Below are 25,389 nucleotides of genomic sequence, written 5' to 3' on the forward strand. Positions count from 1 at the left end.
TCCGGTTCGGCCGGGTACGACGGGGCACGCTGTGGCACACGACCGGACTCTCGGGCCCCGGTGCTGCCGACAGCCCGGATATGCACGAGTGAGTCAGCGAGAACGGACCGGCATGACCCAACCACCCCAGTGGCACCAGCAACCGACACCGGGGCAATCGCCGTGGCCACCGCAACCGCAGCGAAAGTCCCTGACTGCGTTGTGGATCGCGCTTCGAGTCATCGGGACCGTCTTCGGTGTCTTCTTCCTCGTCATGGCCATCAGCGTCCTATGGGCGGAGACGGTCTGGCTTCCCGCAGTGGTGCTGTTCGCCACCGCGTGGACCTTGCTCTACTTCTCCGCTGTCCTTCCGTGGCTCGAGCGCCGCAAGACCGCGGCCGCTCCACCCAAACCCGGTGGACGGGTCCGTTCCGCACTGCTGAAATCGGCGATCGGCGTTGCCGCCCCCTTCGTGTTCGTCATCGTCACCGGAGCCGTCGACATCGCCGTCCATCCCGACGAGTACGAGGCCATCGGAGCCGACACCACCACCTCGTCCTCGCAGACGACGCCTTCTGCCCCACCCCCACCCGCGCCCGCGCCCGCCGCAGCGCCTGAACCCGCAACCGAGCCCACAGTTGCACAGCCGGAGCCCCTCACCTTCTCCGAATCCATGGTCCGGGCATACGGGGTGACCAAGGACGAGAAGGGAGGCCAGTCGAACGTGCGTTTCGTCGCCGGCACCGAGGACCCGGAGCAGATCGAAGACCTTCAACGGCAGTGCGTGCAGCACTACCTCGAGATCACGACAAGCGCCTACTGTTACGGCTACGCCAACGACGCGGACTACGCCCTGACCACCGTGGAGTGGACCCCGGAGTTCGACGAAAGTATCTACGGCAACGGACGGCCCTGCTGGGTCAGCTACGGCGGCCAACCGATCGCAGGACCACCGAGCACCGCGACAACGAAATCCGCTCTGGAATATCGGACCCGGGGATGCCCGGGCGCAGTTCGCTTCCCCGACGACACACCACCGGTGCCCGACCCGACAGCGGACACGCCGCCGGTGGCGGTTCCCGCCCACAACGCCTGCACCCTGCTCGACTCCGACACCCTGACCACCGGCGGATTCAGTGACCGGACCGAGCAGGCCCCCGGCGCCCCCGAATCGACCGCGCACGGCGACATCCTCGGCACCTACGCGTGCGGCAACTCCGACAGCAGCGTCATCGTCGAGATCGACCTGTACACCAGCGGCGAGTCTGCGCGTGAAGCCGCCGACTTCAACACCAGCGACGATCAGCGGTTCCTGATCGATGGCGGCAGCCGGGTTCCCTTCGACGCCGCCCGCGGCGGCGCGATGATCATCAACACCGAGCTCGGTATCTCACGCGCGAGCTGGTCCCACGGCCCCTACGCGGTTCTGCTCGAGGTCATGTCGGACTCGGTGGTCCCCGGCCTGCCCGCGGCGCATCCGCACGATCGTCTCGACACCATGATCACCACGACCGTCGACCGCGCCGACGCGCGCCTTGCCGACGGCAGCTGGTGAGCCCGGCGAACACCTTCATCGCTCGCGACCGGGGCCGGATCAGCGTGTGTCTGCAGCGATGCCCCGCCTGTCCACGCTGGCCGGCAGCTACCCACCCCGGCGCCGCTCACTCAGCGGTGACGGCTCTGCCCTGCCGGTGCCTCAGAGACGAAAGTATGTGCTGTGCATGCCACACGACACTTCGGTGGCGTACTGCACAGCGTCGTCACCGACGACTGCGGCGGCGGCGGACGCGGGGAGGTTGTCGATCGAGAATCGGTTGTCACCGCGGTCGGTCACCATCGCATTCGGATGGGTCTCCCGCAGTCGATCGGCGATGTCGTTCAGAAGGTGGTACATGAGGTCCGTCCTGTTCGATGTCCTGCTCGGCTGACACATCGGGTGGGCATTGTTGTGCACCGCGCCCGACACCGTCGAGGTCCTGCCGATGCTCGTTCGTGTGCCGGCTATCGGGCAGCCCGATACGACGTGCCCTCAGCTCCGGAATTGCGCCAACTCGACGCGGTAGACACCCCCGGCCGGATTGATCGGTTCGAACCGTGCTGCGAGCGCACCACGCAAGTTGGTCACCCATGTCGCGACATCCCCGGCGGCGCGCTCGACCTCCGCGCGCAGGGACGTGCCGTCGGCGGCGGTGACGTCGTCGAGTTCGTGGTGCGGGCCGTGACCGGACCAGTCCAGCAGCAGGTGGGTGGCGGCCGGGACCTTCTCCTGTAGGACTGCGGCGATCAAGGTCAGACTCGCCGTTTCGATACCCGCGTGATCGTCGGGGGTGGCGTAGAGCTCGACGAGCCGATGCTCGAGGTCAGCGATGGTGGTCATGGTGGTCTCCTGTCGGTTGTCGTTGTGGGAGGTGATCGCCGTGGAACGATCATCTGGCTTCCTGCGCGATCGGGGGTCGGCCTGCGCCGTGGTTCGGCAAGTGCACGGACCGATTCACGGTGACCTCGAACGCGAATGTGCCTGCGGGACCGCTACACGCGGATCCCCTGTGCCTCGCGGTAGATACGAGCAGCGCCCGATGTTGTGGGCAGATGTGCTGCGCCGTCGTGCCATGTCGGCGCAGGGTCGGCAGGCGTGTGCCTGCCCTCCGGTACCGGCGTGTGCAGGTGCCGGGATTCGCGGTTCACGAGAAGACGCGCGTCCGTCGACGCGCGCGGCCCGGCGTCGAAACCGGTATTGCCCCGACTCGGCGATCGGATGGTCATCCGATCGGCGATGTCTCGTCGATCAGATGACGTCGACAGCGGCTGTCCCCATTCGATTTTCGCAACACCGCGCCAACGGGACACGGATCTCACCGGTCGGTGCAGCGGCACGGTATCACTCTGCGAACCTCCTCGAGGTGAACGAGTTCGGGTACGTCTGTTCGGCCATCACAGAGCCATGATGCGAGCAGACCAGCATCACCGACTGGGTGTACCAGCTCCTGCGCATGAAATTCTCGACCGCGTCGTCGGTGCAGCGCGTATCGCCGCTGACGTATTCACATTGCACAACCTTGTCCTTTCGCTACAGCACGCATGCCTGCGCATCCAACTTCATGCGTCACGGAAGTTCGAGGCAGCGAGCGCTCCGCATCCGCGAGGGCCGGAGCAGGACCCGTACCTGCGACACCGATCACGGCGCCGGGGACAACCGCGCCCTGTCAGTGAGCGGTATGGCCGGCCTCGGCGCGCGCGACGATGGTGGCGAGGTTGCGCTCGATGTACGCGACCCAAGCGGGATAGTCCCGGTCGATGATCGAGACGGCACGCTGGGCGCGTCCGAAAATCGCAGTGTCGATGTGGTCGACCCGCAAGGCACGCTTCGCGCTCGTCAGCATCGAGCCAGGTGAGTGCGAAGCAGTAGCCGCACCGGAGATGGCCACGACCGCCCGGCCGTTCCAGAATTCGGTCAGGTCCGCGTCCGCGGGCAGTGAATTGGCGAGAACAGAAATCAGTTCCGTTGTCGCCCTGTCGAATGCGGCGTCAGTCGGGGTGTTGCAGGCATCTTCTGACGTATCGGGCACAGTGCCTCCTCGTGTGATCGGTGAGTGTCTTGTTGCGGAGCGTCGCGCATGTCGATGCGCCCCGAGTACGAGTGCACGGGCGTGCGGCGACCGGCGTCGTTCGCTGTGTTGTCGATGCCATCCGCGCGGCACGATTGAACGATAACGCATTCTGCTGCTGGATATTTCGCCGCACGAAGCGCGCTCTACCGGTCATCGAGTTGCTGGTCTGCGCTCCGTTGTTCGTGGCGGAGGTGAAGGCCTACGGGGACACCGACGATCCCGACGGTGGTGGGACAGCGACTCAGCGCCACCGAACGGGCCTCTGCGGCGAAGAGGTTCAGCGGCAGCTCGGCGGTCCCGTTCCGCGCGAGGGCGTCATCGACGATGGTTCGCTCGCGTCCGCGACAACGTCACGTTCGCGGCCGCGAACAGAAATTCGGTCGACTCGTGGTGGGCCAACACGAACATTGTCGAGGAACGAAACCTGGGTCGCGGCGTGGGAGACAGCGTGCCGCGGCGTGGCACATCACCTACGAGCGATCCGCATCCGGTAGTCGCCGCGAGCAACGATGCGTTCGGTGAGCACGCCGCGGCGGCGGTAGCGCCGAGGCCTTGCCCGACGACCACAGGTTCCGGTTACGTTGAGGTCGAGGGGCCGATGCCGTACGTCATGGAAGGTGCACTGTTGTCCACGATCCGCGTCACCGACCTGGCCGGTGTCGTCCACTCCGCGGGAGTGGTGTTCGACGGTCTCGCAACCAGCCGCCGCGACACCGAGAGTTTCCTGCGCTCCGGACGTTCGGTCGGGGTCTGCTCGCGCTCCGACCTGGCGCTGCTCGAAGATCTCCGCGATGTCGCGCAGTTCATCATCGATCACAACCAGCCGATCGATGCCCGGTACGTCCGCGCGGTCAACACGCAGATCAGCCGCAGCGGCGCACTGCACCCTGGGCGGCTCCGAACACGCGACCAGCAGATCGGCGTGCAGACCCGATACGGCCGGCATACTCCCCCGGCGTTGACCGGGCACGAACTCGACCAGCTCGTCACCTCGCAGACCCGTGCGGATGATGCAGAACACGCATTGGATCTGTTCGTGGAACTCGCGAAAGCCCAACCGTTCGAGGACGGGAACAAACGCACAGCGTTGTTCGTCGCGAACAGGCTGCTCATCGGGCACAACATGATGTTGGTCGTCCCCGTCGACGAGCACGATCCGCGGCTGGCCGACACCTTCAACGACCTTCTCGCCAAGGCGTATCGCCGCGACGAGGACGCCGCGGTGAAGGATCTGCTGCGCACGCACGGGCTCACCACGATTCCGCACTGAGCGTCCACCGGCTGGGATCGTGGACCCGGCCCGCTCGGGCAGATCCCACGATCCGGACGCGAGGCCCCCTGCCGGTCGGGCAACCGAAGGAGAGACTATTACCGGTGCCTACCTCGGCACCCTGAGAGAAGGGATCACCACCGTGCCGTCGCTCACCATCTTCTTCACCGACGACGAACTGCGGCAGCTGCGGGAGGCCGCCGAGCGAGAGAACGTGTCACTCGAGGCTTTCGCGCACGCTGCTGCGATCGCGGCGGCGAGTTCGACGAAGCGGCAGATCGCGGAGGCGGCGACGAGGGTCGCCGCGGTGTCTGCGGAACTCAACCGCCGGCTCTCGTGACCTTGACCGCAGGGGGCGGACTGTTTTCCACCCGAGCGACGAAGCGTCTGCGTAAGTACCTGTCAGCCCGCGCCACCCGATCGTGGAGACCGCCGCGGCCCACTCGAGGCGTGCCGCACGCATCCACCTGATCGGACTCGAGCCGGCGAGCTCGGTACCTGCTCCTCACTGGTGTTCATGTCCCGAAGCGGTGCCCCGGTGACACGTGCGGCGGGCACTCCGGGGCGGCGCACCGACTGCCGAGCTGCGGTTCGGGAGCCGTGCCGGCGATGCACACCGCGGTGGTCTGCTCGGACGGCCCGTGCGCCGTCGACCACGAGGCCCCGGGTCCGCAGCACCAGATCCCGGCGCGGCTGTTCCGATCCGGTGGGCCGCCACGATCAGCCGTGCCGAGACCTATTCGCTCACGCCCCGGATACAGTCCGAGCAGCGCACGAACGCGACGCCGACACCTTGAGGAGTGCCCGATGTACAACGCTGACGGTGCGATGCCGGGTGCCGAGTCGTTGACCGTCCAGGTTCATCTACCGGGCGGAGATCCGCACGGGGTTCGGGTCGTCAACCGTGCGGGCTGGGACGGATACCTGCTCGTGGTTCCGCGTTCCTGCATCGACGCTGTGACCGGCTTCGGTGAATATATGACGCAGATCGGGACTGTGGTGTTGTCCGGGCCCTGCCCTGCCGGGCGTGTTCACGTGCGTATCGCGCATGCCGACCCGGCCGCAGCGCAGTTGGCGGTGTTTCGTGCCGGTCGGCACTGGACGCACATGTATGTGCTCGGCCGCGGACGCGGCTATTCGCGTGCCGTGTCCAGTCAGGTGGCTGTGCGGTTGATCGAAACCGCGCGCAGCGGTGGAGCGGTCGACGTCATCGATGCCCCGCCGCAGCCGGCGAAGCCGGTCCTCGACTCCGTTCGGGATGACGCCGATTCCTACACCGCGGAAATACTGGTGTTTCTGACGTTGAGTGGTCTCGACATCACCGCCGCCACCGAGCGCGCCGACACCGGAATACGCCAAGAGCACGTGGACACCTCACCGGCTGCCGACCCAGAACCGGCATCGATCGCGCACCGCTCCGCTGCGCCCGCAGCACCAGCCATCACGCACGGCCCGACCCCGCAACCGAGCCGCGGCAACCTCACTCAATCTCCGGTCGCGGGGAAAACTCACTACGACGAAGACATGTACCTGCTGCTGCGTCTTCGCTACCTCACGGCCGGACAGCAGCTTCGGTTCACACAACGACGAAAAGGTCTCGTGCACACCGCAACCGTGGAATCGGATGGGTCTCTGCGCTTCCAGGGCAGGCGGTATTCGTCGCCGTCGAGCGCCGCGGGCGCCGCGTCCGGCACATCGACCAACGGCTGGATTGCGTGGCACACCACCGACGGGCGCGTACTCGACGATCTCCGGCGGACTGCGCGCGCAGGGAACGGCCGACCCTGACGACGTCCCTCACCCCGGGGGCGGGTTGCTCGAGGCGGTTCCATGGTCGAACAGCCACTTCTCGACCAGATCCGGGCGCGCAGCGCCGCACTCGTGTGCCCACCGCTGCGCCAGGGTGCAATATCGGGCGTAGGTTGCCGGCGGCCAACCGCCCCGCGGATGCAGCGACAGCCATCCCGCCGACGCGAGTGCCCGGGCGACGCGGGTGTCGAGGATCAGGCATGGATGTTCCGGGCGGCCGGCGCCGGCGAAGTACAGGTATTTGGTCAAGAACGCCGGGCCGAGATGGGCGATCAGCGGTGATCGGCGTGGGTAGAGCGTGGCGTATGCGGCGTGTGGGTCGGTGTGCGACAGCGCGGCGGCGGTGCGCAGTGTCTGTTCTGCCCCGGATCGGTCAGCGGCGATGGCGTTCATCCGTTTGTGGACCAGCCGGACGTTCCGGCCGGTGCCCCAGGCCAAGACGTGCCACAGCACCGTCAACGTGGCTGCCGGTGACTCGCCCTGTGCGGCTGCGCGCGTGAACAGGTCACCGCGGGTGATGTGGGCCAGACCGTGATCGACAACCCGGCCGGTCTCGTCGGTGCCGACGAGCGGTCCGCCGGGCAGGCCGCGGTCCTGCAGGGATCGGTTCCACCAGGTCAGATCGACGGTGATCGCATGGTCGACGATCTGTGCTTGGGGGTCGGCGGTAGGTAGCCAGTCGCGGCAGGGCGCGGGTGGGGTGAGGGCGGTCAGGTCGGTCGGTGTCATAGCCGTATCCTCGCCGACCAGTGCGCTCGGGCGCGGTATCGGCGCTGCCGGTGCGGTATCGGCGCTGCCGGTGCGGTCGCGGAGAAGATCCGTTCGGCTATCGCGGGGTGTCGGCGGGATTGAGCTGCTCGGCGTGGCCGTTGAGGGCGGCGCGGCGGGTCCGCGCTCGACGTCCGTAGCGGTGTGTTCAACGCTGTGTACAGCGAAACCAGCGTCTCGGGGGGCACTGTCGATCCGGTAGCGTGAAGAACGCGTTCCGGTTCGTCCGCCCCGCATACGCGGGGATCGTCCCTCACTGCGCACCTTGAAGAGCGCGTTCCGGTTCGTCCGCCCCGCACACGCGGGGATCACCCCGACGGGATGGTGGTGTGGTCGGGAGCAGGGACGTCTGCCTCGCACGCGTGGGGAGCACTGTCGATCCGGTAGGTGGACACACGTGCTGCGGTCCGTCTCGCGGTGGAAGGCGTGCCTTCCTGCACCACTATCCCGCTTCCCCCGCATATTCTGGATCGTCGCCTGATCGGTTCTCGTCGCCGCCCACATCGTCGTTCATCCGCAGACTCAGCATGAGATCGTGCTCGGCGCATGCCAATTCCTCGAGCTGCGCAGGAGACGGTTCGTTCTCGAGTTCGGGGAGGTATTCGACGAGCAGCAAGACATCTGCAAGTGCATCCCGCACACGTTCGAGCCACGGATCGGTCCACACCCGAGCCAGCGTGTCGAGACCGGCACGCGAGAGCGGGTCCGCCACGTTCGGTGTGGTCAGGATCGTGATCGAGACGACCTCGGCTTCCCGGGCCCAGATCGCACCTTCGACGATGCTGTCGACGATCTCGACGACCGGCTCGAACGCGTCCGACCATTGCGCGCCGGGAAGGTGCAGGGTCAAGGACTCACTGTCCTGGTCGCTGTTGCGGGCGGTTTCGAGTGGGACCCCCGCGGCGTCCGCGAGGGTCTGAGCCTGCCGCTGCACGTACTTGAGGGTGGCAGCGACCGGATCGGAGGAGTCCAGCATGGTCAGCAGGTCTTCGAGCAGTGCCAGCCGACCGGCTCCCGATCCGGCGCGCCAGGCGCGGACGTGCTCGTCGATCCGCAGGGGCAGTGCCTCCGCGCCGTGGAAAGGCGTGTTCTGGACACTCCACTGCCGCACCGCCGCCCGACGATGCTGGGTCAACACCACCTGGTAGAACGCTGTCAGGCGAGCGGCGACCGCGGTCCCCGAGCCGGGGACCAACTGCGACCGGGCACGAGACCAGAGAAGATACCCGGCGTAGTCCCGAGCGGCGAGCAGATCGACACCGAGCGTGCCGGCCACGATGTCTCTGTCGGCAAGGCTGCGGCGCCCGGGGTCCGCAGTGCGCAGCTCGGCGAGAAACAGCGCGCGCAGCAACACCAGGCGATCCCCGCTCGGCGGCGCACCGGCCTCGTCGTGGCCGAACACCCAGTTCAGAGCGGTAGCTGCCGCAGCATGTTTCGCCGGTATCCTCCCGGTACGCCACGGTCCGCGGCAGCGCGGCTTGCCTTTCACGTCGAAGGTGATCGTCGCGCGCATTTGTGATTGGTGGTCAGGACCACGACGTTCGTAGTCGACGTCGTAGTCGACCTTCAACCGAGCGCAGTATTCCTGCAGTTGCGTCGACGAATCGACGGGAGGTTCGAAGTCGCGGATCCAGTTCGCCACCGTCAGTGGCTGACGCTCCATCAGCAGGTCCCCGTTCGCGCGCCAGGCGGCACCGGCAATGGCCTGTGTGACATCTTCTTTGACGTCGGGGCTGAGCTGCGACATTCCCTTCGAGCGGAGTACACCGGTTTCCACCGGCATTGAGTGGAACAGGGAGACCACGGTCTCTCGGGTCACCGCGGGGTGGGTGGCCACGGTCGTCGCGAGCCGGGACGAGGCGCTCAGGATCTGTAGCGCGTAGTGATGGCGCACCAAGGTGGTCAGGACTTCGGAGCCCTCGGTGGCCAAGGCCCCGTAGTCGCGTTGGTTCGCTTCGGTCATCACCGTACGGTTCTCGTAGGCCCAGGAGCGGTGGGTCAGTGCCTGGCTCATCAGCGCGGCGTCGGCGACCTCGAAAGCCTGTTGTGCCCACCGGACTGCACGCGTGTGCCGGGGGAACTCGCCTCGGTACGGTCGCGGCGCCGGTGATCTCCGCGCGCTACCGCGCGCGTTGTCGGGTGCTGCGTGGGGCAGGTACTGCAGAACATACGAGCGGACAGCAGCCTTGCGGGCGGCTTTGACCGACTTGTCGGACGCCGACGCCGAGAGCCCGCTGGCGCTCACTGTCACGGTGAAGGTCTTGTCGTGGTCCGGGCCCGATGAGGATCGCACGATTTCCGGTTCCCGTTTCAGTGCCGAGCTCAGTATCACCATCCAGTCCGGTTCCGGTGCCAGGGCGGTGAACGATACCCGTTCGAGGAGAGCGTCTGCCGGCTGTTGGGATGCGGTGACCAGGGCTAATGCCCCGAGTACCTGCATCGCGACCGACTTGGGGGCGGAGCTTCTGCTGCCGGCTGCGACCAGGGCTGCTTCGCCTGTGCCGTAGAAAGCTGCCTGGGTGTCGGTGACCCAGGCGCCGAGGAGGATGCGGGCGTGGTGGGCGGAGGCCAAGGCGCCGCTGACTTCGGCATTCGTGGTCAGGTCACCGCGCTGGGAACGGATCCGCTCGAGCATCGCCAGGCGCATCCAGCTCCGCCCGAGGATGGACAGCAGATCCAGGACTGCGGCGCTGATCGGGCTGTCGGGTACCGATTCGTAGAGGTAGCTGCTGTGTAGGCATGCCCACCGCACCCACAGCAACGCGTTCTCGTCCAAGGCCAGGCCCATCTTCCGCAGATCTTGCAGCAGCCGGGGCGGTGCCGGAGGTACCCACGGGGAGAACGGTGCTTGTGGGTAGGACTGCGCCCACCCTGTCGCGATGATGCGTTCGGTCGGTACCGGTGGCGCCGCGGTCGGGCGCCTGGGTGGGGCCGGTGTGTTCGCCGCCGGTTGAGGCTGGGGTGGTGCGTGCACCTCGAAGAGTGCGCTTTTGAGCCAGGGCCGCAGGGGCGGTGTGCGTCCGGCTCGGAGTTTGCGTTCCAGGTCGAGACATTCCTGGGAACGCGCATCCTGACCGGAGACTGTCATCCGCACCCGCAGCCGAGCCAGCGACTGCAGGATCGTGTCGACGGGAACGGCGAGGGTTTTGTCGAGTGACACTGTGCGGGACAACATCTTCGCGCGCAGGCGCAGCGCCATCTTGTGCAGCGGCTCGGGAGGCGGCGGGGTGCCGAGCGCTACGACGCCGACCCAGCGATTGCCGAAACTGTACGCAGTCATGATGCGAGTCAAGGTTAGCCGGTGACTCCGACATACGTGACAGTTCGCCCCGGCAACGGAGGGAGTGTGCCGCACTTTGTGTGCGCCTGGTTTCGCCGGATGAGGCACCCCCCGAACGGTGGACAAGGGGGTTACATCCTTCAGGCGGCTTCCACCCGAAGTGAACGCTCGTAGCTGTCGGGACTGAGCATCCCGACCCCAGAGAACGTCGAACAGTGTTATAGAAGCCAACCGTGGCGACGCTGCTGGAGTTCCCGTCACTGTCCTGGCTCGACCACGACCAGGCCACCTCGCTCACCGGGCTGGGCGAGGAGGTGGCCGGCGTCGTCGACGACCTGATCGCCGCGGGCGAGGAGATGCCGCAGCCGTTCACCGAACGGTCCTACAGCGGCACCATCTACGTGCGCACCTCGGCGGAGGTGCATCGCCGGTTGGTGATGGAGGCGGCGAAGAACCATGTTTCGCTCGACCAGTGGGCCGCGCAGCGACTGGCCGGCGCGTAGCTGGGCTGTGGTGAAGATGGCAGAATTCCGTATTACGATAATGGCATGGCTGATGAGACGATCAACGGAGTGCCCGTCACCGACGGGATGATCCAGGAGTGGGCGGACGAGGCCGAGACCGGCTACGACGTCGCCACGCTGCGCAAACGCGGCCGCCCGACCGTGGGTGACGGCCCCGGCGAGGTGGTGCCGGTGCGGATGGACGCGGCCCTGCTCGAAGCGTTGAACGCCCGCGCCGAACGGGAGCATGTCACCCGGTCCGAGGCGATCCGCGCAGCGGTGCGTGCCTGGACCCAGGTCGCGTGAAGGCGCACAAATCCGCCCTCAAACACGGGATCAGCGAGGACGACGGCATCTACGCCGCCAAGCGTCACGTGTATGTCGCCGACCTGGACGACGACCATCCCGCCCGCGAGTTCCGGTTGGGGTTCGACCCGAGCGGCCGACTCCTGGAACTGGTGGTCTTGCGCTTCGACAGCGGGAACGAGTTGCTCATTCACGCCATGAAGGCCCGCTCGCAGTACCTCGACCTCCTGCGGTGATCGATGATCGACCGCGCGGCGTGACCTCTCCCGTGGACCTCTCGGGACGTCGCGCGCTGACGGGCACAAGTACCCGTCTCAAAAGTCAAAGGAATTAGGACGAGTGCGGGTCAGGACAACCGCACAACACTCCGGCCACGTGAACGGTAGTGCAGTGAGGTTTTCTCAGTAGCGACCTCGCTGGAGCGTCGACAGAACAATGGCCGCAGCGACGATCGAACCGATCTTGCTCGGGCACAGCCGGATTCGACGTAGGTGGTCATGGTGCGGGACGCTACGTGGCCGGGTGAGGTTTCCTGTTCATCGCAGATTGCTGAGGGGGTCTCTCAGGGTGACCGGAAGGAAGCCGAACTGATCCCCACATGCGCGACTGCCCAGTTCGTACTTGGATCGCGATCTCCTATGGGGTGGATCACGGCGACGCAGAAGATGTGCGGTCCGGCGGTGCTTCATCGGTCGGTGGCGGCTTTGTGTCGTTGAGGTCGGATTCCGGGGTCTGGCGGTGGGGAGGTTGTTGCTGGCGATGGCTGGCGCGGCCGGTGGAGCTGAGATCCGCGCCTCTGTTCTGCAGGTTTAACAATCATCTATTTCAGTTAACGCAACGCTATGGAATAGCTTAACAGCGTTACCCCTTGCTACTTTCTGTTGACAGCGCTATGTTTCTCATCGTTGACATTCGAGCTGAGGAGACGGCCATGCACAGTGGTTCCGCTACCGCGATCACGCGGTTGGCCTACGGTTCACCCGCACGCAAATTGATGTCTGCGCCGGTCCTGGCTCCCGCTCGGCCGGCTGGGCGTGCGGCGCACTTCATCGACGTCGAGAACCTCTGCGGCAGCAGCGATGTGCGGACCTACGAGGCACAGACGGTGATGCGCCGGTATCACGACGCGGTGCAGATCGCCGACGGCGACCACGTCATCGTCGCCGCCTCACATCACAACGCGTTCGCCGCCGGGTGGTCGTGGCCGGGCGCGCGGCTGCTGATGCCGTGCTCCGGCCCGGACGGCGCGGACCGCATGATCCGGGACGCCCTCCGGCAGGAAAACATCGCCGCGCGTTTCGCGGTGGTGTTCCTCGGATCGGGTGACGGCGGTTTCGCGGCCGATCTCGCCGGCCTCGCCGCGGAAGGCGCGCGGACTCATGTGGTCAGCCGCGCGTCGAGCCTGTCGCGGGCGTTGCGGCTCGCGGCGCATGCCGTAACAACGCTTCCTCCCCGCATCGGGGGACGCCCGTGACCTCTTCCTTGGTTCGCGCCACCGACATCGCCAAGCTCGCGGGTGTCAGTAGAGCTGCTATTACTCAGTGGCGCAAAAAGTTCAAGACGTTCCCCAAGCAGGTCGAGGGTGCAGACTCTCCGAGCCCCCTGTTCGATCTGGCGCAGGTTGAGCAGTGGCTCATCGAGAACGGCCGCATGCCCGAGCCGTCCACCGAAGCCGGTGAGAGCGCCCCGACCGCCGGTGAGGTCGCGGCCCGGTCGCGGGCAACGGGTTCGGACGAGGTGGTGATCGGCGCCTACCTCGCCGCGGAGCACCTTGCTCGTGCCGCAGCCGACGGGCCTGTCCGTACCGGTATCGCCGCAGGGTTGTCCGTGCCGCTGCGCCGCGCGGACGGGACGGTCACGGCGGGGTTCGCCGACGTCGAACCACAACGAATCCTGGGGTGGGTGCACGAGGTCATCGAGGTTCAACCGGGTTTGCGGGGCGCGCTCGGGCCGCTCGCGGAGCAGAGCGCCGATCGTGTCGGTCCACTTCAACGGTTCATCGGTACGTTGGATGCCCGGTTCGGGTCGGACTGGCGCACGCGGGAACCCGATTCCATTTTCGAGACGTTCACTGCCGGGAAACAGTCCTTCGCGCCGCCGGAATATACGACGTTCCTTGTCGATCTGGCCGGCCTCGAGCACGGTGTGCTTCTGGATCCGTGTACGGGATGGGGCGAGGCGCTTATCGAGGCTGGCCGCCGCTGTCCCGACCTTCAACTGGTCGGGGTCGACGCGGATCCTGCGTGCGTGGCGATCGCGCAACAACGCGCGATCCTGCACGATCTCGATCTGGATCTGCGTGTCGGGGACTCGATCTCCTCGGATGACCCGGCCGCCGGTGTCGTCGCAGACGCGGTCGTATCCATGCCCGCACTTGGCCCCCTGTCCGACGCCCAGCAGGCAGATCGGCACGACCCTCGGTGGGTGTTCGCCCGCCCCGGCCGCGACGCCGCCGATCGGTGGCTGCAGCAGGCCGTCGAGCATCTATCGGAGGAGGGCCGCGCTTTCGTCGTGACAGGCGGGGTGACAGCGGACGGACGGCAGGCCGCGACGTTGCGCCACGAGCTGCTCCGGCGCGGTGTCATCGAAGCGGTCATCTCGATCGAGACGCCCAGACAGAGTGTGGGATTCTGGGTGTGGGTCCTCGCCCGTCCTGGGCGCACCGTCGATCCCGATCGCGTGCTGATGGTCGATGCGCCGGCGGCACGTGACCAACCTGACGGCTCGTTCTTCGACGACATCGTCGGGATCTACCGCCGGTGGCGCACCGACGGCGAACACACCCCGTCCGAGTACGTCGCTGCCGTCCCGACTCGGGAGCTGCTCGAACCCGGCACAGGGCTTGTTCCGTCGATGTGGATTGCGCGAGCCTCGGCGCCCTCCCCCGAGGCCCTGATCGAGAAAGTCCGTGAGGCTGAACAGCATCGCGGTGCCCTGACCGACGACACAGCCCCCCACAGCCTCGCGCCGCTGATCCCGCTGGCCACCACTGCCCGCACCGAGAAACTGCCGTCACTGTCCGGCGTGACCATTCTGCGCGGGACGGTCCGCCCGGCGCCGCACGGAGCCGTGTCGTCGTGTGCACCCGTGCGGGTTCTGTCCTCCCGGGTTCTGGCCGAACTCGACCAGGGAGCCGCTGTCGACGATGTGGCGCCGCTGGCGATCCCGTTCGAGAACCCGAATCCTGTCCGCACCCGGTCCGGCGACATCCACGTGGAGTTGCTCCACTACAACCCTGATCCCGGCGCCGTCACGGTCCTCGATGTCGACGACTGGGCAGTGGGTATTCACACCTACCTCATCAGGGTGGATGACTCCCTGGTCGATCGGTGGTTTCTTGTCGCGTGCATCCGCGCGGCCATGCGGCAGCCCTGGAACGGTCGTCGATCCCCGACGCGGAGCACCCTCGATCGCATCGACATTCCGGTCCTGCCGCTCGAGGAACAACAGCGGATCGGGCAGGTAGTCAGAGAGCTGGATCGGGAGCAGGCGGCTCTTGCGCGGCGGATGCAGGCGACCCGGCAGTTACGTGACGCCGTCGAAGGTGCTGTCGCGACCGGTGCGATCACCGTTGGTCCGACTCCCGACCCGGCCGCGCGGCCCGTGGTGAAGCCGCGCACCGCGGCCCTGCGCCAGAAACAGGCAGCGTCGGCCCGCAAGAAGCGCACCCAGCGTCCGGGACACGATGCCACCGAATAGCCGCCCAGGCGCTGCCTCGACTGCGCCTTGATCGGGGTCCCGAACGTGGATCCATTCGACCGTCCGCACCAGTGCCGCGTCACACCTGCCCGGTACGGTGCACCACAAATACACCAGATACTTCGGTATAGCTCTGAAAGTAGGACCCGACAGATGACCGCACTCGACAGCTCCGCGCTTGTCGCACTGCGCACCGCCTGCACTCCCCGCGACGATGTGATCAGCGGCGGTCTCGCCGACAACCACTTCGCCGCCCAGCTCGACAAGGTGGTCCGCGACGCTACCCACTATCCGGTCTACGGCGACCCTGATGCGTTCTTCGCCCAGACCTATCCGACCAGCGGCCTGCGCACTCTGTTGACGAAAACCTTCGGGCGTGTCAGTGGTGCGACAGGTGTCGCCGCCGAGAACGGTGTCTTGCGACCGACGACCTCGTTCGGTGGCGGCAAAACCCATGGACTGACCGCGGTCTACCACCTCGCCCGCGGGGCACGGCCCGTGAACATCGCCGATTTCGTCGATCCTGCGATCCTGCCCGACGGTCCTGTCCAGATCGCCGCGCTCGTCGGTGACGCACTCGACCCGGTTGCCGGTGTCGCCACCGACGGGCATCGCACCTACACCCTGTGGGGTGAGATGGCCGCGCAGATCGGGGATGCGGCGTTCGAGGCGATGGCCGCCAGCGATGTCGAACGCACCGCGCCCGGGACCGCGACGATCAAGGCCGCGTTCGGGGGGCAGCCGACGGTCGTGATCATCGACGAGATCGCCAAGTACATCCGCCAGGTCACCTCCTCGGGCAGCGACGACGTCCGTCGCATGGCCAAAGCGATCCCGGTGTTCCTCGGCAACCTGTTCGAGGTCGCCTCCGATCCGACGAACCAGGTGTCGGTCATCATCACTCTCGCCGCCGCGACGAACGCGTTCGGTGAGGAAACCACCGAGATGACCGAACTGCTCGACGACGGGTCCTCCGCGGCGAGCGATGCCGTCGCCGAAACCGCCGATGTTCTCACCCGCGCGGTGCAGCCGGCCGCCGTCATCAAACCCGCCGCCGACAACGAGATCGGCGAGATCCTCAAGACTCGGCTGTTCGCCACCGTCGATCCGGTCGCCGCGCGCGCCGCCGGCGATGCGTACCGCGACTTCTACGAGGTCCTCGGCAGGACCGAAACCTTGGCCGGGGGCCCGGAACAGCCGGTCAGCTACGGGGATCAGGTTGCCGGCGCGTATCCGTTCCACCCGGAGTTGGTGCGTGTGCTCGACAAGCGGCTCGGTGACATTCCGCAGTTTCAGCGGGCTCGCGGGGCGCTCAAGCTGCTCGCCGAGGTGGTGGCGGGGATCTACCGTGACGGTGACGACACCGCGATCATCAACGTCGGTGACATCGACTACAGCGACGCTCCGGTCCTCAACCATCTCACCGACGGGCTCGGGCGTGGTGAATTCTCCTCGGTCGCGGTCGGTGACTTCGCCGGATCGCAGTCTCATGCCGCCTCGGTCGATGCCGATGTGTTCCCAGGGAAACCGCTCTATGCGACGCGCATCGCGCGGACCGTGTTCACGCATTCACTCGAGATGAAATCGAATGCCGGTGCGGGCCGCAATGATTGGCTCATCGGTACGCTCCGTCCCGGCGAGGATGCGACGGTGTTCGAGAAGGCGCTGACGGAGTCGGAGAAGGTGTTCTGGCACTTGGCGTTCGATGGTGCCCGGTGGCGGTTCAATGTCGAACCGAACGTCAACGCCATCATCGAAGCCGAGAAGCGGAATGTCGCCAACACCCGGGTCGCGGCGGTCGTCGACGACCTCATCACCCGGGCGTTCGCCAACGACGGTGGTGTCGGTGCCGTCCACTTCCCGTCCGGTGCTGTCGCGATCGCGGACGAGACGAAGCTGCGGGTGGCGGTCCTCGACTATCGGGTGTTGTCGGTCGACGCGAAGACCGCCGAGTCTGCTCCGACCCTGGTCGTGGACATGTTCGACAAGTCGGGGTCGGTGGGGTCCCCCCGTAAGTACCGCAACAGTGTGGTTTTCGCGGTCGCCGACACCGATCAGATCGACACGCTCAAGGACCGTGCCCGCGCGCTCATCGCCGCGGACAGCCTGGGCACGGACACTGCGCGGCTGAGCCAGTTCAGCGGTGAGATCCGCAAGAAGATCGAGGCCTACCAGAAGCTGGCGTCGTTGGAGGCGCGGGTCGCGGTGAACCGCTGCTACAAGCACATTTTCTATCCGGTGCACGACCGGGCGAACAATCATCTGCGGCACAAGGAACTGCCACCCCAGGCGCAGGGGGAGGTGAAGAACGCGACGACCGCGATCATCACCCTCCTCAAGGACGAAGACAAGATCCGGTCCGCGTCGTTCACCGCGTCCTATCTGCGGTCGAAGACGTGGCCGAAAGCCGGATCGATCACCACCGCCGACCTGGTCGACTACTTCTGGATCGACCACAGTGTCCCGATCGTCCAGAACGTGGCGTTGCTGCGGGAGGCGTTGGTCAACGGCGTCAAGAACGAGGGCTGGGTCTACTACGACGGCAGCACCGGCAAGGCGTTCACCGCGCACACCATGGCAGGGATGAACATCGGTTTCCGCAGCGACGCCGAGATCATGACCACCGAGGAAGCACAGAAGCGGGGGCTGCTGGTCCGCAAACCCACCCAGACCGATCTGCGGGCGGTGTTCACCGGGGACCGGGTCACCGGGGCGGAACTGCGGACCCGCCTGGAAACCGAATGTGGTGGGGAACCCGCGAAGAGCGACGTCCTCGAGGTTCTCGCTACCGCGGTGCAAGCCGGAGACTACAAATCGATCGTCGTCGTCGACACCGAACCCGAGGCCGGGGTCCGGGCGTTGCCGCCGAGCGCGATCAAGGAGAAGGGCCTCGACTCGCTGCACATCCTCACCCGCGAGGACGCCGACAAGTTCGGTGTCGAGATCCCCACCCGCACCGTCAGCACCAAAACGTTCACCGCTACCGGGGCCGGCGGTGCCGCGATCCAAACCCTCATCGATCAAGTATCGGACTTCACGGTCCGCACCATCCGGCGGTTGACGGTGAAGGTCACCGCCGACGGCGACAAGGGCACCAGCGACCTCGATCTCGCGGTCGCAGCGCTCGGGATGCTGCCGAAGTACGCGATCACCGTCAAGAGCACCGTGCGGGCCGAGTACAAGAACGTCGCCGGTGGTGGTTTGGCGTTCACTGGTACCGCGGAACGCGCGGATTTTCAGAGCGCCTACGGGCACGTGAAGAAGGCACTGGCGGGGGCCACGAAGATCGCAGGTGATCTGACTCTCGATATCGCGTTCGAACCCGCCGCCGGGGTAGACAGTCCGGAGATCGACCATTTCCGCACCGTGATCAAGAACCTGCAGATCCAGCACACCCAGATGAGCGCGGAGGCAGCTCGATGACCGCACAGCCGAAACACGCCCCGCGTACCCGTCATCTGTCCGCGGTCGCTGCGACCCGCGCGTTTCGGATCACGGTCGTTCCCGGACGTGCAGACACCTACGGGCTTGTCCTCGACGAAACGTACGGCGACGGCGACAACACCCTTACCTCTCGCGTCACCACTACTACACCCGCACAGCTCGGGCGGATCACCGACGCGGTGTTTGCGGCTGTCCGTGGCTCCGGACACGCACCGAGTGTTCTCGCGTTCACCCGCAAGAAGCCGATCCGCATCGACGAAGCCGAAGGCGTCCGCCTCGCACTGATCCTGCTCGCTACCCAACCAATAGCCAAGCACACACGGGTTCGCGCGATCGTTGCCGGCGTGAACGCCATGAGCGTCGAAGAGACCTACTACTGGTACTCCAAGTGCATCGGCGTCGACGCCTCCCGTGCCTGCAAAGCGCTCCGCATCCTTCTCTCCGGCGACCGCGACTGAAAGACGAACATGACCAACACCAAACCCCGCGTCCTCATCGAAGACTGGCTCCCCGTCGCCGAACTCGGTATCGAATCCCGTCGCGAACGCGCCGCCGCGTCCGCGCTCCCGCCGCTGTCATTCCTGCACGTCTGGTGGGCACGCCGCCCACTCGTCGCCTCCGCCGCGGTCGTCCTCGGTGGCCTCATGCCATCCTGGTCCCAGGACCTTGCCGACGCCTTCCCTTCCTCTGTCGAGCTCCGCGACGAAGCCGCCTACCGTCGGTGGCTGCTGCACCTCGTGGGGATCTGGGGCGATCCTGTTCTGGGGCGCAGGAAAATCGATGCAGCTAAGGCCGCGGGAATCAAGCTCCAAGACAATGGCTACGGATACAAGCAGGCATTTCGAAACGCGATCTCCCGTCCTGACATCGACTTGCTGCATCAGGTTCTCGTTCGGACGTGGGGGGAGATGCCCACGGTCGCAGACCCCACTGCGGGTGGCGGCAGCATCCCATGGACGGCAGTCCGGCTCGGAATCCCAGCTCTCGCAAACGATCTCAACGGCGTCGCTGCGACCACTCTGCGAGCAGGAGTACAGATCCCAGCCCAACGAGGCCCCCAGCTCGTCAATGACCTCAACAAATGGGGTCGCGTTCTCGTCGACCGCGTGCAGGACTCGCTGAAGCCCTACTTCCCTCTCAACGAGAGGGAAAGCATCATCGCCTATATCTGGGCGAACGCAGTGGCCTGCCCCCGGACCGGACGACTCGTGCCGCTCCTGCCCGACAAATGGCTGCGTAAGACCAAAGGCAAGGAAGCCGCCGTCCGAATGCTCACCGAGAGCGACGGCGTCGACCTGGACACACCGCGCTTCGAGGTCGTCCTCGGCCGCGATGTCGACCCCGCGGACGCCGCGACTGGGACTTCGGGTCGAGGAAAGGCAATCTCGCCGTACGACGACCTCGTGATCGACGGTGATTACATAAGAGCTGAAGCACAGGCTGGACGGATGTCCCCGGTCCTGTACGCAGTCGCGATTCGCACTGCGACCGGGGAGCGCACGTTCCGGGCCCCGACGGATGCAGACCATGCAGGGATCCGAGCTGCGGAAGAGCGTTTCGCCGAGGTAAAGGATCTGTGGCAGGCAAGGGGAATTTTGCCCACCGAGGAGTTCCCCGACGGGAACGATCTTCGCCCCAAACACTACGGGATGACGCATTGGCTGGACTTCTTCACACCGCGGCAGGCCCTTGTGCATGGCACCTTCGGCGAGGAGTTCGCCAAGCTGATCCCGCAGGTGGAAGCAGCTCTCGGTGACAGCGCCGATGACGTGTTGTTCGAGCTGGCCTTGATGCAGGGCAAAGCCCTGAACTGGAACTCGCGGTTGTCGTCCTGGGACGTTTCCCGGCAGAAGATGCGGAGTGTGTTCGACCGGCACGACTTCGCGTTCAAGTGGACGTTCGCCGAGTTCGAGGGTGCAACCGCCCTGTATTCGTGGTGTCTTGATCAGCTGACCGACGCCTATGGAGGGATCGCGCGTCTCGTCGACGAGACCGGTGCCCCCGGTATGGCCGGCGAGGAACCGCTGGACCGCCAGGTCACTGTGACTCAGGGCAGCGGGGCCGACCTGCGCGAAGTCGGGGACGGTTCGGTTGCGCACATCTGCATGGATCCGCCGTACTACGACAACGTGATGTACGCCGAGTTGGCCGACTACTTCTACGTGTGGGAGAAGCACACCCTCGGCCGGCTCGTGCCGGACTACTTCCACGATGATCTCACCGACAAGGAGAACGAGGCCGTCGCAAATCCGGCCCGGTTCGCGGCGATGGGCAAGCGCCGCAAGGAACTCGCCGACCTCGACTACGAGGCGAAGATGACCGCGATTTTCGCCGAGGCCCGCCGCGTGCTCCGGGACGACGGAGTGCTCTCGGTGATGTTCACCCACAAGCGCGCCGAGGCGTGGGACACCCTCGGCATGGGCTTGTTGCAGGCCGGGTTCACCATCGAAACCTCGTGGCCGGTCAACACCGAATCGGAGCAGTCGCTGCACCAGGCGAATATGAACTCCGCCGCGTCGACGATCATGCTGGTGTGCCGCAAACGCGACGACGTCGACGGCAACGTGCGAGTGTATCGCGACGACATCGAAAACGAGATCCGCGACGCCGCCCGGGCAGCGGCGAAGCGGTTCCAGCACGACGGTATCGACGGTGTGGACCTGCTGTTGTCGACCTACGGTCCGACGCTGTCGGTGATTTCGCGGAATTGGCCGGTGTACTCATCGGTCCCCGATGCCGACGGCCGCGATCAACTACTGCGCCCCGAAGACGCCCTCGACCTCGCGCGCGAGGAAGTCGTACGGTTGCGCCGCGCGCGGTTGGTCGGTAAGGCCGCGACCGTCGATGATGTGACTGATTTCGTGCTGATGGCGTGGGATATTTTCGGGGCTCGGGAGTTCCCGTACGACACGGCGCGTTTGCTTGCGCTCGCGGTGGGTGGTTTGGATGTGGATGTGCTCGAGCGGGCGAAGGTGGTGAAGAAGAAGTCCGGGTCGGTGGTGTTGCTTGAGCCGGTGGAGCGGTTGCGGCGCGACGCGGATAGTGAGTTGCCGGGTGTGCGGCCTGAGGCGTCGGTGTTCGAGTGTGTGATCGACGCGGTGGATACGGCGTTGTACATCGCGGAGGTCGATGGGATGCCGGAGGCGAAGCGGTTCCTCGATCGTCACGGCTATATTTCGGATGCGGGGTTCCTGGCCACCGTGCAGGGTCTGGTCAATGCGATCCCGCGGACCAAGGCGAAGGGTGTGTGGGTGGTGCCCGAGGCCGGTGTGCTCGACACGCTGTGCACGCTGTATTTCCCGACGGTCGTGTTGCCGGCGGTTGAGGATCTGGCTGCGGCGGCGGTGCAGGGATCCTTGTTCGGGGACGAGTGATCGGTGAGTTCTGAGCCGCAGGATTCGTTGCTGCCTGATCTTGGCGTGAGCACCGCGGGTGAGCAGGGCGGGTTGTTCGCGGAGGTGTCGATGGACGATTCGTTCGTCGGTGTTCCGGTGAAGAGCCGCTACTCCCCCGATGATCGGCCGTTCGAGTCGTTCTATGTGCCGTTGCTGTCTCGGTCGGTGTCCTACGACCGGGCGGTGGGGTATTGGTCGGCGGCGGAGCTGCAGTATGCGGCTCAGGGCACCGCGCATTTTTTGGCGAACGGTGGGCGGATGCGGCTGGTTGTCGGGGCGCAGCTTTATGAGTCCGATGTCGCGGCGGTGCTGCATGGGTTGCCCTTGACCGATGTGCTGGCTGCCCGGATGTTGGCGGATCCGGGTCTGGCCGGCGCGAAGATCGTCGCCGACGAGCATTTGAGTGTGCTGGCGTGGATGGTTGCTCATGGTCGCCTCGAGATTCGGGTGGGGGTGCCGCGCGAGGGTGAGAGGTTGTTGTCGCACAGTCAGTCCGGTCGGTACTTCCACACGAAGTTCGGTGTGTTCACCGATCGGCACGGGAACAAGGTCGCGTTCGAGGGGTCGAACAATGCGTCGGTGCGGGCGTGGGTTTCGAACTTCGAGACGTTTACGACGGCGCCGTCGTGGTTGCCGGTGTGGGAGTGGAGCGGGCGGGACACGGTTCTCGAGTTCGAGAAGTTGTGGAACGGTAATCCGGATCAGGGTTGGGCGGTGATTCCGTTGCCGGTCGCGGTGCGTGAGAGGCTCATCGAGCATGCGCCGGTGGTGCCGCCGGTGCCGCGGCGCGACACGTTGCTCGACGTTGACGATGGCGACGGTGCTGGCGGGTCTGCGGGTGCTGCGGTGGTGGTGGGTGACGAGGATGCGTGGGCCGAGTTGCTCGACGTGGCGTCGCGGCCGGTTCGCTCCCCGTATACCGGTGTCGGGACCGCTCAGGTCGAGCCGCTGCCGCACCAGGCGAACCTCATCGATCGTGTTGTGGGTACCTATCCTCGCGGTTACTTGTTCGCCGACGAGGTCGGTCTCGGTAAGACCGTCGAGGCCGGTCTGGTGTTGCGGGAACTGTTGCTGTCCGGTGCGGCGCGCACCGCGCTGCTGTTGGTTCCGGCTTCGGTGATGCGGCAGTGGCAGGAGGAGCTTCACGAGAAGATGAACCTCGATGTGCCGCGGTTCGACAAGGGTGGCTTCGTCGACCGTCACGATCGGCCGATCCCGGTGGCCGGTGGTGTCAACCCGTGGTCGGCGTTCCCGATCGTGCTGGCGTCGAGTCATCTGGCGCGGCGCCGGGACCACCGCCGGAACATCCTCGCTGCCGGGCCGTGGGATGTGGTGCTGGTCGACGAGGCTCACCATGCGCGTCGGCGTGGCGCGAAGCCGACGGACACTCCGAACTCGTTGCTCGCGTTGCTGGTGGAGATGCGGGAGAAGCAGATGTGGAGGGCGCTGTATCTCGCGTCTGCCACGCCGATGCAGATGAATCCGCACGAGGCGTGGGATCTGATCTCGTTGCTCGGGTTGCCGGGCCGTTGGGGTTCGTCGGCGGGTGACTTCCTCGAGTATTTCGAGCGGCTCCGTGTGGATCCGCAGGTGCGGAATTGGAAGTTGTTGTGCGCCATGTTGTCCGACTATTTCAGTGACGGTGAGGCGTTGCGTGACGGGCGGCTCGAATCGCAGGTCGATGATGCGCTCGGGTTCGTCGACTCGTATGCGGTGACGGCGCTGGCGGAGAATCCGCCGTCGGCGGAGGCCCGATCGCAGATGCCGAACGCGATGTCCGAGTGGATGGACCGGTGGTTGCGTCGGCACACTCCGATGCGTGATCGGGTGTTCCGCAACACCCGCGGGGTGCTGCGTGCGTATCAGGATGCCGGGATCATCGGTGATGATGTCGTCATCCCGCACCGGCACGTCGACGATGTGTTCATCGACCTCGCACCGGCTGAACGCAGGCTCTACGACCGTATCGAGGAGTACATCCGGCGGCACTACAACGCGTACAAGAGTGACCAGTCGAGTCAGGCGCTCGGCTTCATCATGACCGTCTATCGTCGTCGGCTCACCTCGTCGTTCGAGGCGATCAAGAAGTCGCTCACCCGCCGGCTGACCGTCCTCGAGAGCGGCATGAGTCTGGCCGAGTTACTCGCCGACGACGACAACGCGGACGTCGAAGACGCGTTGTTCGATCCGGAGACGTTCGATGCGTCGTCGGCGTTGCTGCAGGACGAATTGCACGAGTTGCGGCTGTTCCTGGCGGACCTGGGCAAGATCACCGGTGAGGACACCAAGGCGACGCGGCTGGTCACGGATGTGAACGAGGCGTTGCTCATCTATGACAGCGTGGTGGTGTTCACCCAGTACACCGACACCATGGACTATGTGCGTGAGCGTCTCATCGCCGCCGGTATCACCAAGATCGGCTGCTATTCCGGTCGCGGCGGCCAGATCTACCAGCCGGACACCGGTAGTTGGCGTGAGGTCACCAAGGCCACGATCAAAGAGTTGTTCCGGAATCGGGATCTGACGGTGTTGATCGGCACGGACTCGATGAGCGAGGGCCTGAACCTGCAAACCTCGGGACGGTTGATCAACTATGACATGCCGTGGAATCTGATGCGTGTCGAACAACGGATCGGCCGTGTCGACCGTATCGGCGCCAGCTATCGGAACATCCAGATCACCAACTACTTCTACGCCGACACCGTCGAGCAACGCGTCTACGAGGGTATCGCCGAGGACTACGGCGATTTCACCGACATCGTCGGTGATGCGGCCCCGGTGCTGGGAAACATCGAGAAGGCCATCGAGCAGCTGGCGTTGGGGGACGCCAGCGACGACGCGATCGACGACCAGCTCGGGGCGCTCAAGGGCGAGGTGGATCAGCTCACCAGTCGCGCGGTGCAGGCCACCGATCTCGGGGCCGCCCCGACCGCGGCCGACGAGGTCGAACCGCCCCCGGTTCTTCGCGGTGACCTCGAACTAGCCGATCTGGAACAGATCCTGACTGTGAATCCCCTGACCGCGTCGTGGCTCGCTGCGGTCGACGGGAAGCCGGGGGTGTATCGCCTCACGGCTCCGGTGGCTACGCACTCGTTCGCTGACTCCGCCGGTACTACTGCTGCGGGCGACTATCGGCAGGTGCGGCCCGAGACCGTCGAACAGCTCGTCACCTTCGACCGTGACGTGAGTGAGCACAGTACAGAGGAGATCACGCTGCTCACCTACGGGACCCCCGAGTTCGAGGCACTGCTCCCGCGACGGGATGCGGGAGCCGGGGAGTAGCCCGGTCCGCGCGCGCCGGTCCCCGCGCCACCACCCGCCGCGGAAC

At 65.9% G+C, this 25,389-nt stretch carries 18 protein-coding genes; 13 read left to right on the forward strand and 5 right to left on the reverse strand.

Annotation, left to right across the window (positions count from 1 at the left end):
* The first annotated feature begins 112 nt into the window (after positions 1–112).
* A complete protein-coding gene (locus tag WAX14_RS17440) occupies positions 113–1,534 on the forward strand; it encodes a hypothetical protein (RefSeq protein ID WP_422629310.1) in 1,422 nt (473 codons plus the stop codon).
* 141 nt (positions 1,535–1,675) lie between these two features.
* Here the strand turns inward: WAX14_RS17440 and WAX14_RS17445 are convergent, their stop codons facing one another.
* From WAX14_RS17445 to WAX14_RS17455, 3 genes are all read right to left on the reverse strand, one after another.
* On the reverse strand, positions 1,676–1,873 hold the full coding sequence (locus tag WAX14_RS17445; RefSeq protein WP_422629311.1) for a hypothetical protein: 198 nt from the start codon (positions 1,871–1,873) through the stop codon (positions 1,676–1,678).
* A gap of 135 nt (positions 1,874–2,008) precedes the next feature.
* Positions 2,009–2,356: a hypothetical protein gene (locus tag WAX14_RS17450; RefSeq protein ID WP_422629312.1), complete on the reverse strand. Its 348-nt coding sequence runs from the start codon at positions 2,354–2,356 to the stop codon at positions 2,009–2,011.
* A gap of 826 nt (positions 2,357–3,182) precedes the next feature.
* Positions 3,183–3,545, reverse strand: a complete 363-nt coding sequence (locus tag WAX14_RS17455; RefSeq protein WP_422629313.1) for a hypothetical protein — start codon at positions 3,543–3,545, stop codon at positions 3,183–3,185.
* A gap of 640 nt (positions 3,546–4,185) precedes the next feature.
* On the opposite strand from WAX14_RS17455, the gene WAX14_RS17460 reads away from it, so the two are divergent.
* From WAX14_RS17460 to WAX14_RS17470, 3 genes are all read left to right on the forward strand, one after another.
* Entirely contained in the window at positions 4,186–4,857 is a 672-nt protein-coding gene (locus WAX14_RS17460) for a Fic family protein (RefSeq protein WP_422629314.1), read from the forward strand.
* Positions 4,858–4,999: 142 nt separating this feature from the next.
* Positions 5,000–5,197 carry an antitoxin Phd gene (locus WAX14_RS17465; RefSeq protein ID WP_422629315.1) on the forward strand — a complete coding sequence of 66 codons (198 nt, stop codon included), beginning with the start codon at positions 5,000–5,002 and terminating at the stop codon, positions 5,195–5,197.
* A 467-nt stretch (positions 5,198–5,664) separates the two neighbouring features.
* On the forward strand, positions 5,665–6,645 hold the full coding sequence (locus WAX14_RS17470) for a hypothetical protein (protein WP_422629316.1): 981 nt from the start codon (positions 5,665–5,667) through the stop codon (positions 6,643–6,645).
* A gap of 9 nt (positions 6,646–6,654) precedes the next feature.
* Here WAX14_RS17470 and WAX14_RS17475 read toward each other — a convergent pair whose 3' ends face one another.
* Positions 6,655–7,395: a hypothetical protein gene (locus tag WAX14_RS17475; protein ID WP_422629317.1), complete on the reverse strand. Its 741-nt coding sequence runs from the start codon at positions 7,393–7,395 to the stop codon at positions 6,655–6,657.
* A 481-nt stretch (positions 7,396–7,876) separates the two neighbouring features.
* Positions 7,877–10,714 carry a hypothetical protein gene (locus WAX14_RS17480; RefSeq protein ID WP_422629318.1) on the reverse strand — a complete coding sequence of 946 codons (2,838 nt, stop codon included), beginning with the start codon at positions 10,712–10,714 and terminating at the stop codon, positions 7,877–7,879.
* Positions 10,715–10,947: 233 nt separating this feature from the next.
* Between WAX14_RS17480 and WAX14_RS17485 the strand changes: the two genes are divergently transcribed.
* From WAX14_RS17485 to WAX14_RS17525, 9 genes are all read left to right on the forward strand, one after another.
* Positions 10,948–11,217: a toxin-antitoxin system HicB family antitoxin gene (locus WAX14_RS17485; protein WP_422629319.1), complete on the forward strand. Its 270-nt coding sequence runs from the start codon at positions 10,948–10,950 to the stop codon at positions 11,215–11,217.
* Positions 11,218–11,262: 45 nt separating this feature from the next.
* Complete coding sequence (locus WAX14_RS17490) at positions 11,263–11,523, forward strand: ribbon-helix-helix domain-containing protein (RefSeq protein WP_422629320.1); 261 nt, start codon at positions 11,263–11,265, stop codon at positions 11,521–11,523.
* A complete protein-coding gene (locus WAX14_RS17495; protein ID WP_422629321.1) occupies positions 11,520–11,759 on the forward strand; it encodes a toxin in 240 nt (79 codons plus the stop codon). Before WAX14_RS17490 ends, WAX14_RS17495 begins: the two co-directional genes overlap by 4 nt.
* A 695-nt stretch (positions 11,760–12,454) precedes the next feature.
* The gene (locus WAX14_RS17500) at positions 12,455–12,997 is read left to right on the forward strand and encodes a hypothetical protein (protein WP_422629322.1); all 543 of its coding nucleotides are present in this window, start codon (positions 12,455–12,457) and stop codon (positions 12,995–12,997) included.
* Positions 12,994–15,222 (forward strand): N-6 DNA methylase, encoded by a 2,229-nt coding sequence (locus WAX14_RS17505; protein WP_422629323.1) that lies wholly within the window; start codon positions 12,994–12,996, stop codon positions 15,220–15,222. Before WAX14_RS17500 ends, WAX14_RS17505 begins: the two co-directional genes overlap by 4 nt.
* Positions 15,223–15,375: 153 nt before the next feature.
* The gene (locus WAX14_RS17510; protein ID WP_422629324.1) at positions 15,376–18,645 is read left to right on the forward strand and encodes an ATP-binding protein; all 3,270 of its coding nucleotides are present in this window, start codon (positions 15,376–15,378) and stop codon (positions 18,643–18,645) included.
* Entirely contained in the window at positions 18,642–19,124 is a 483-nt protein-coding gene (locus WAX14_RS17515) for a DUF7680 family protein (RefSeq protein WP_422629325.1), read from the forward strand. Before WAX14_RS17510 ends, WAX14_RS17515 begins: the two co-directional genes overlap by 4 nt.
* A 9-nt stretch (positions 19,125–19,133) precedes the next feature.
* A complete protein-coding gene (locus WAX14_RS17520; RefSeq protein ID WP_422629326.1) occupies positions 19,134–22,040 on the forward strand; it encodes a DUF1156 domain-containing protein in 2,907 nt (968 codons plus the stop codon).
* A gap of 3 nt (positions 22,041–22,043) precedes the next feature.
* Positions 22,044–25,343 carry a DEAD/DEAH box helicase gene (locus WAX14_RS17525; protein WP_422629327.1) on the forward strand — a complete coding sequence of 1,100 codons (3,300 nt, stop codon included), beginning with the start codon at positions 22,044–22,046 and terminating at the stop codon, positions 25,341–25,343.
* The last annotated feature ends 46 nt before the right edge of the window (positions 25,344–25,389 follow it).

It is taken from the genome of Rhodococcus sp. (in: high G+C Gram-positive bacteria), from assembly GCF_049299235.1.
Taxonomy (GTDB): Bacteria; Actinomycetota; Actinomycetes; order Mycobacteriales; family Mycobacteriaceae; genus Rhodococcus.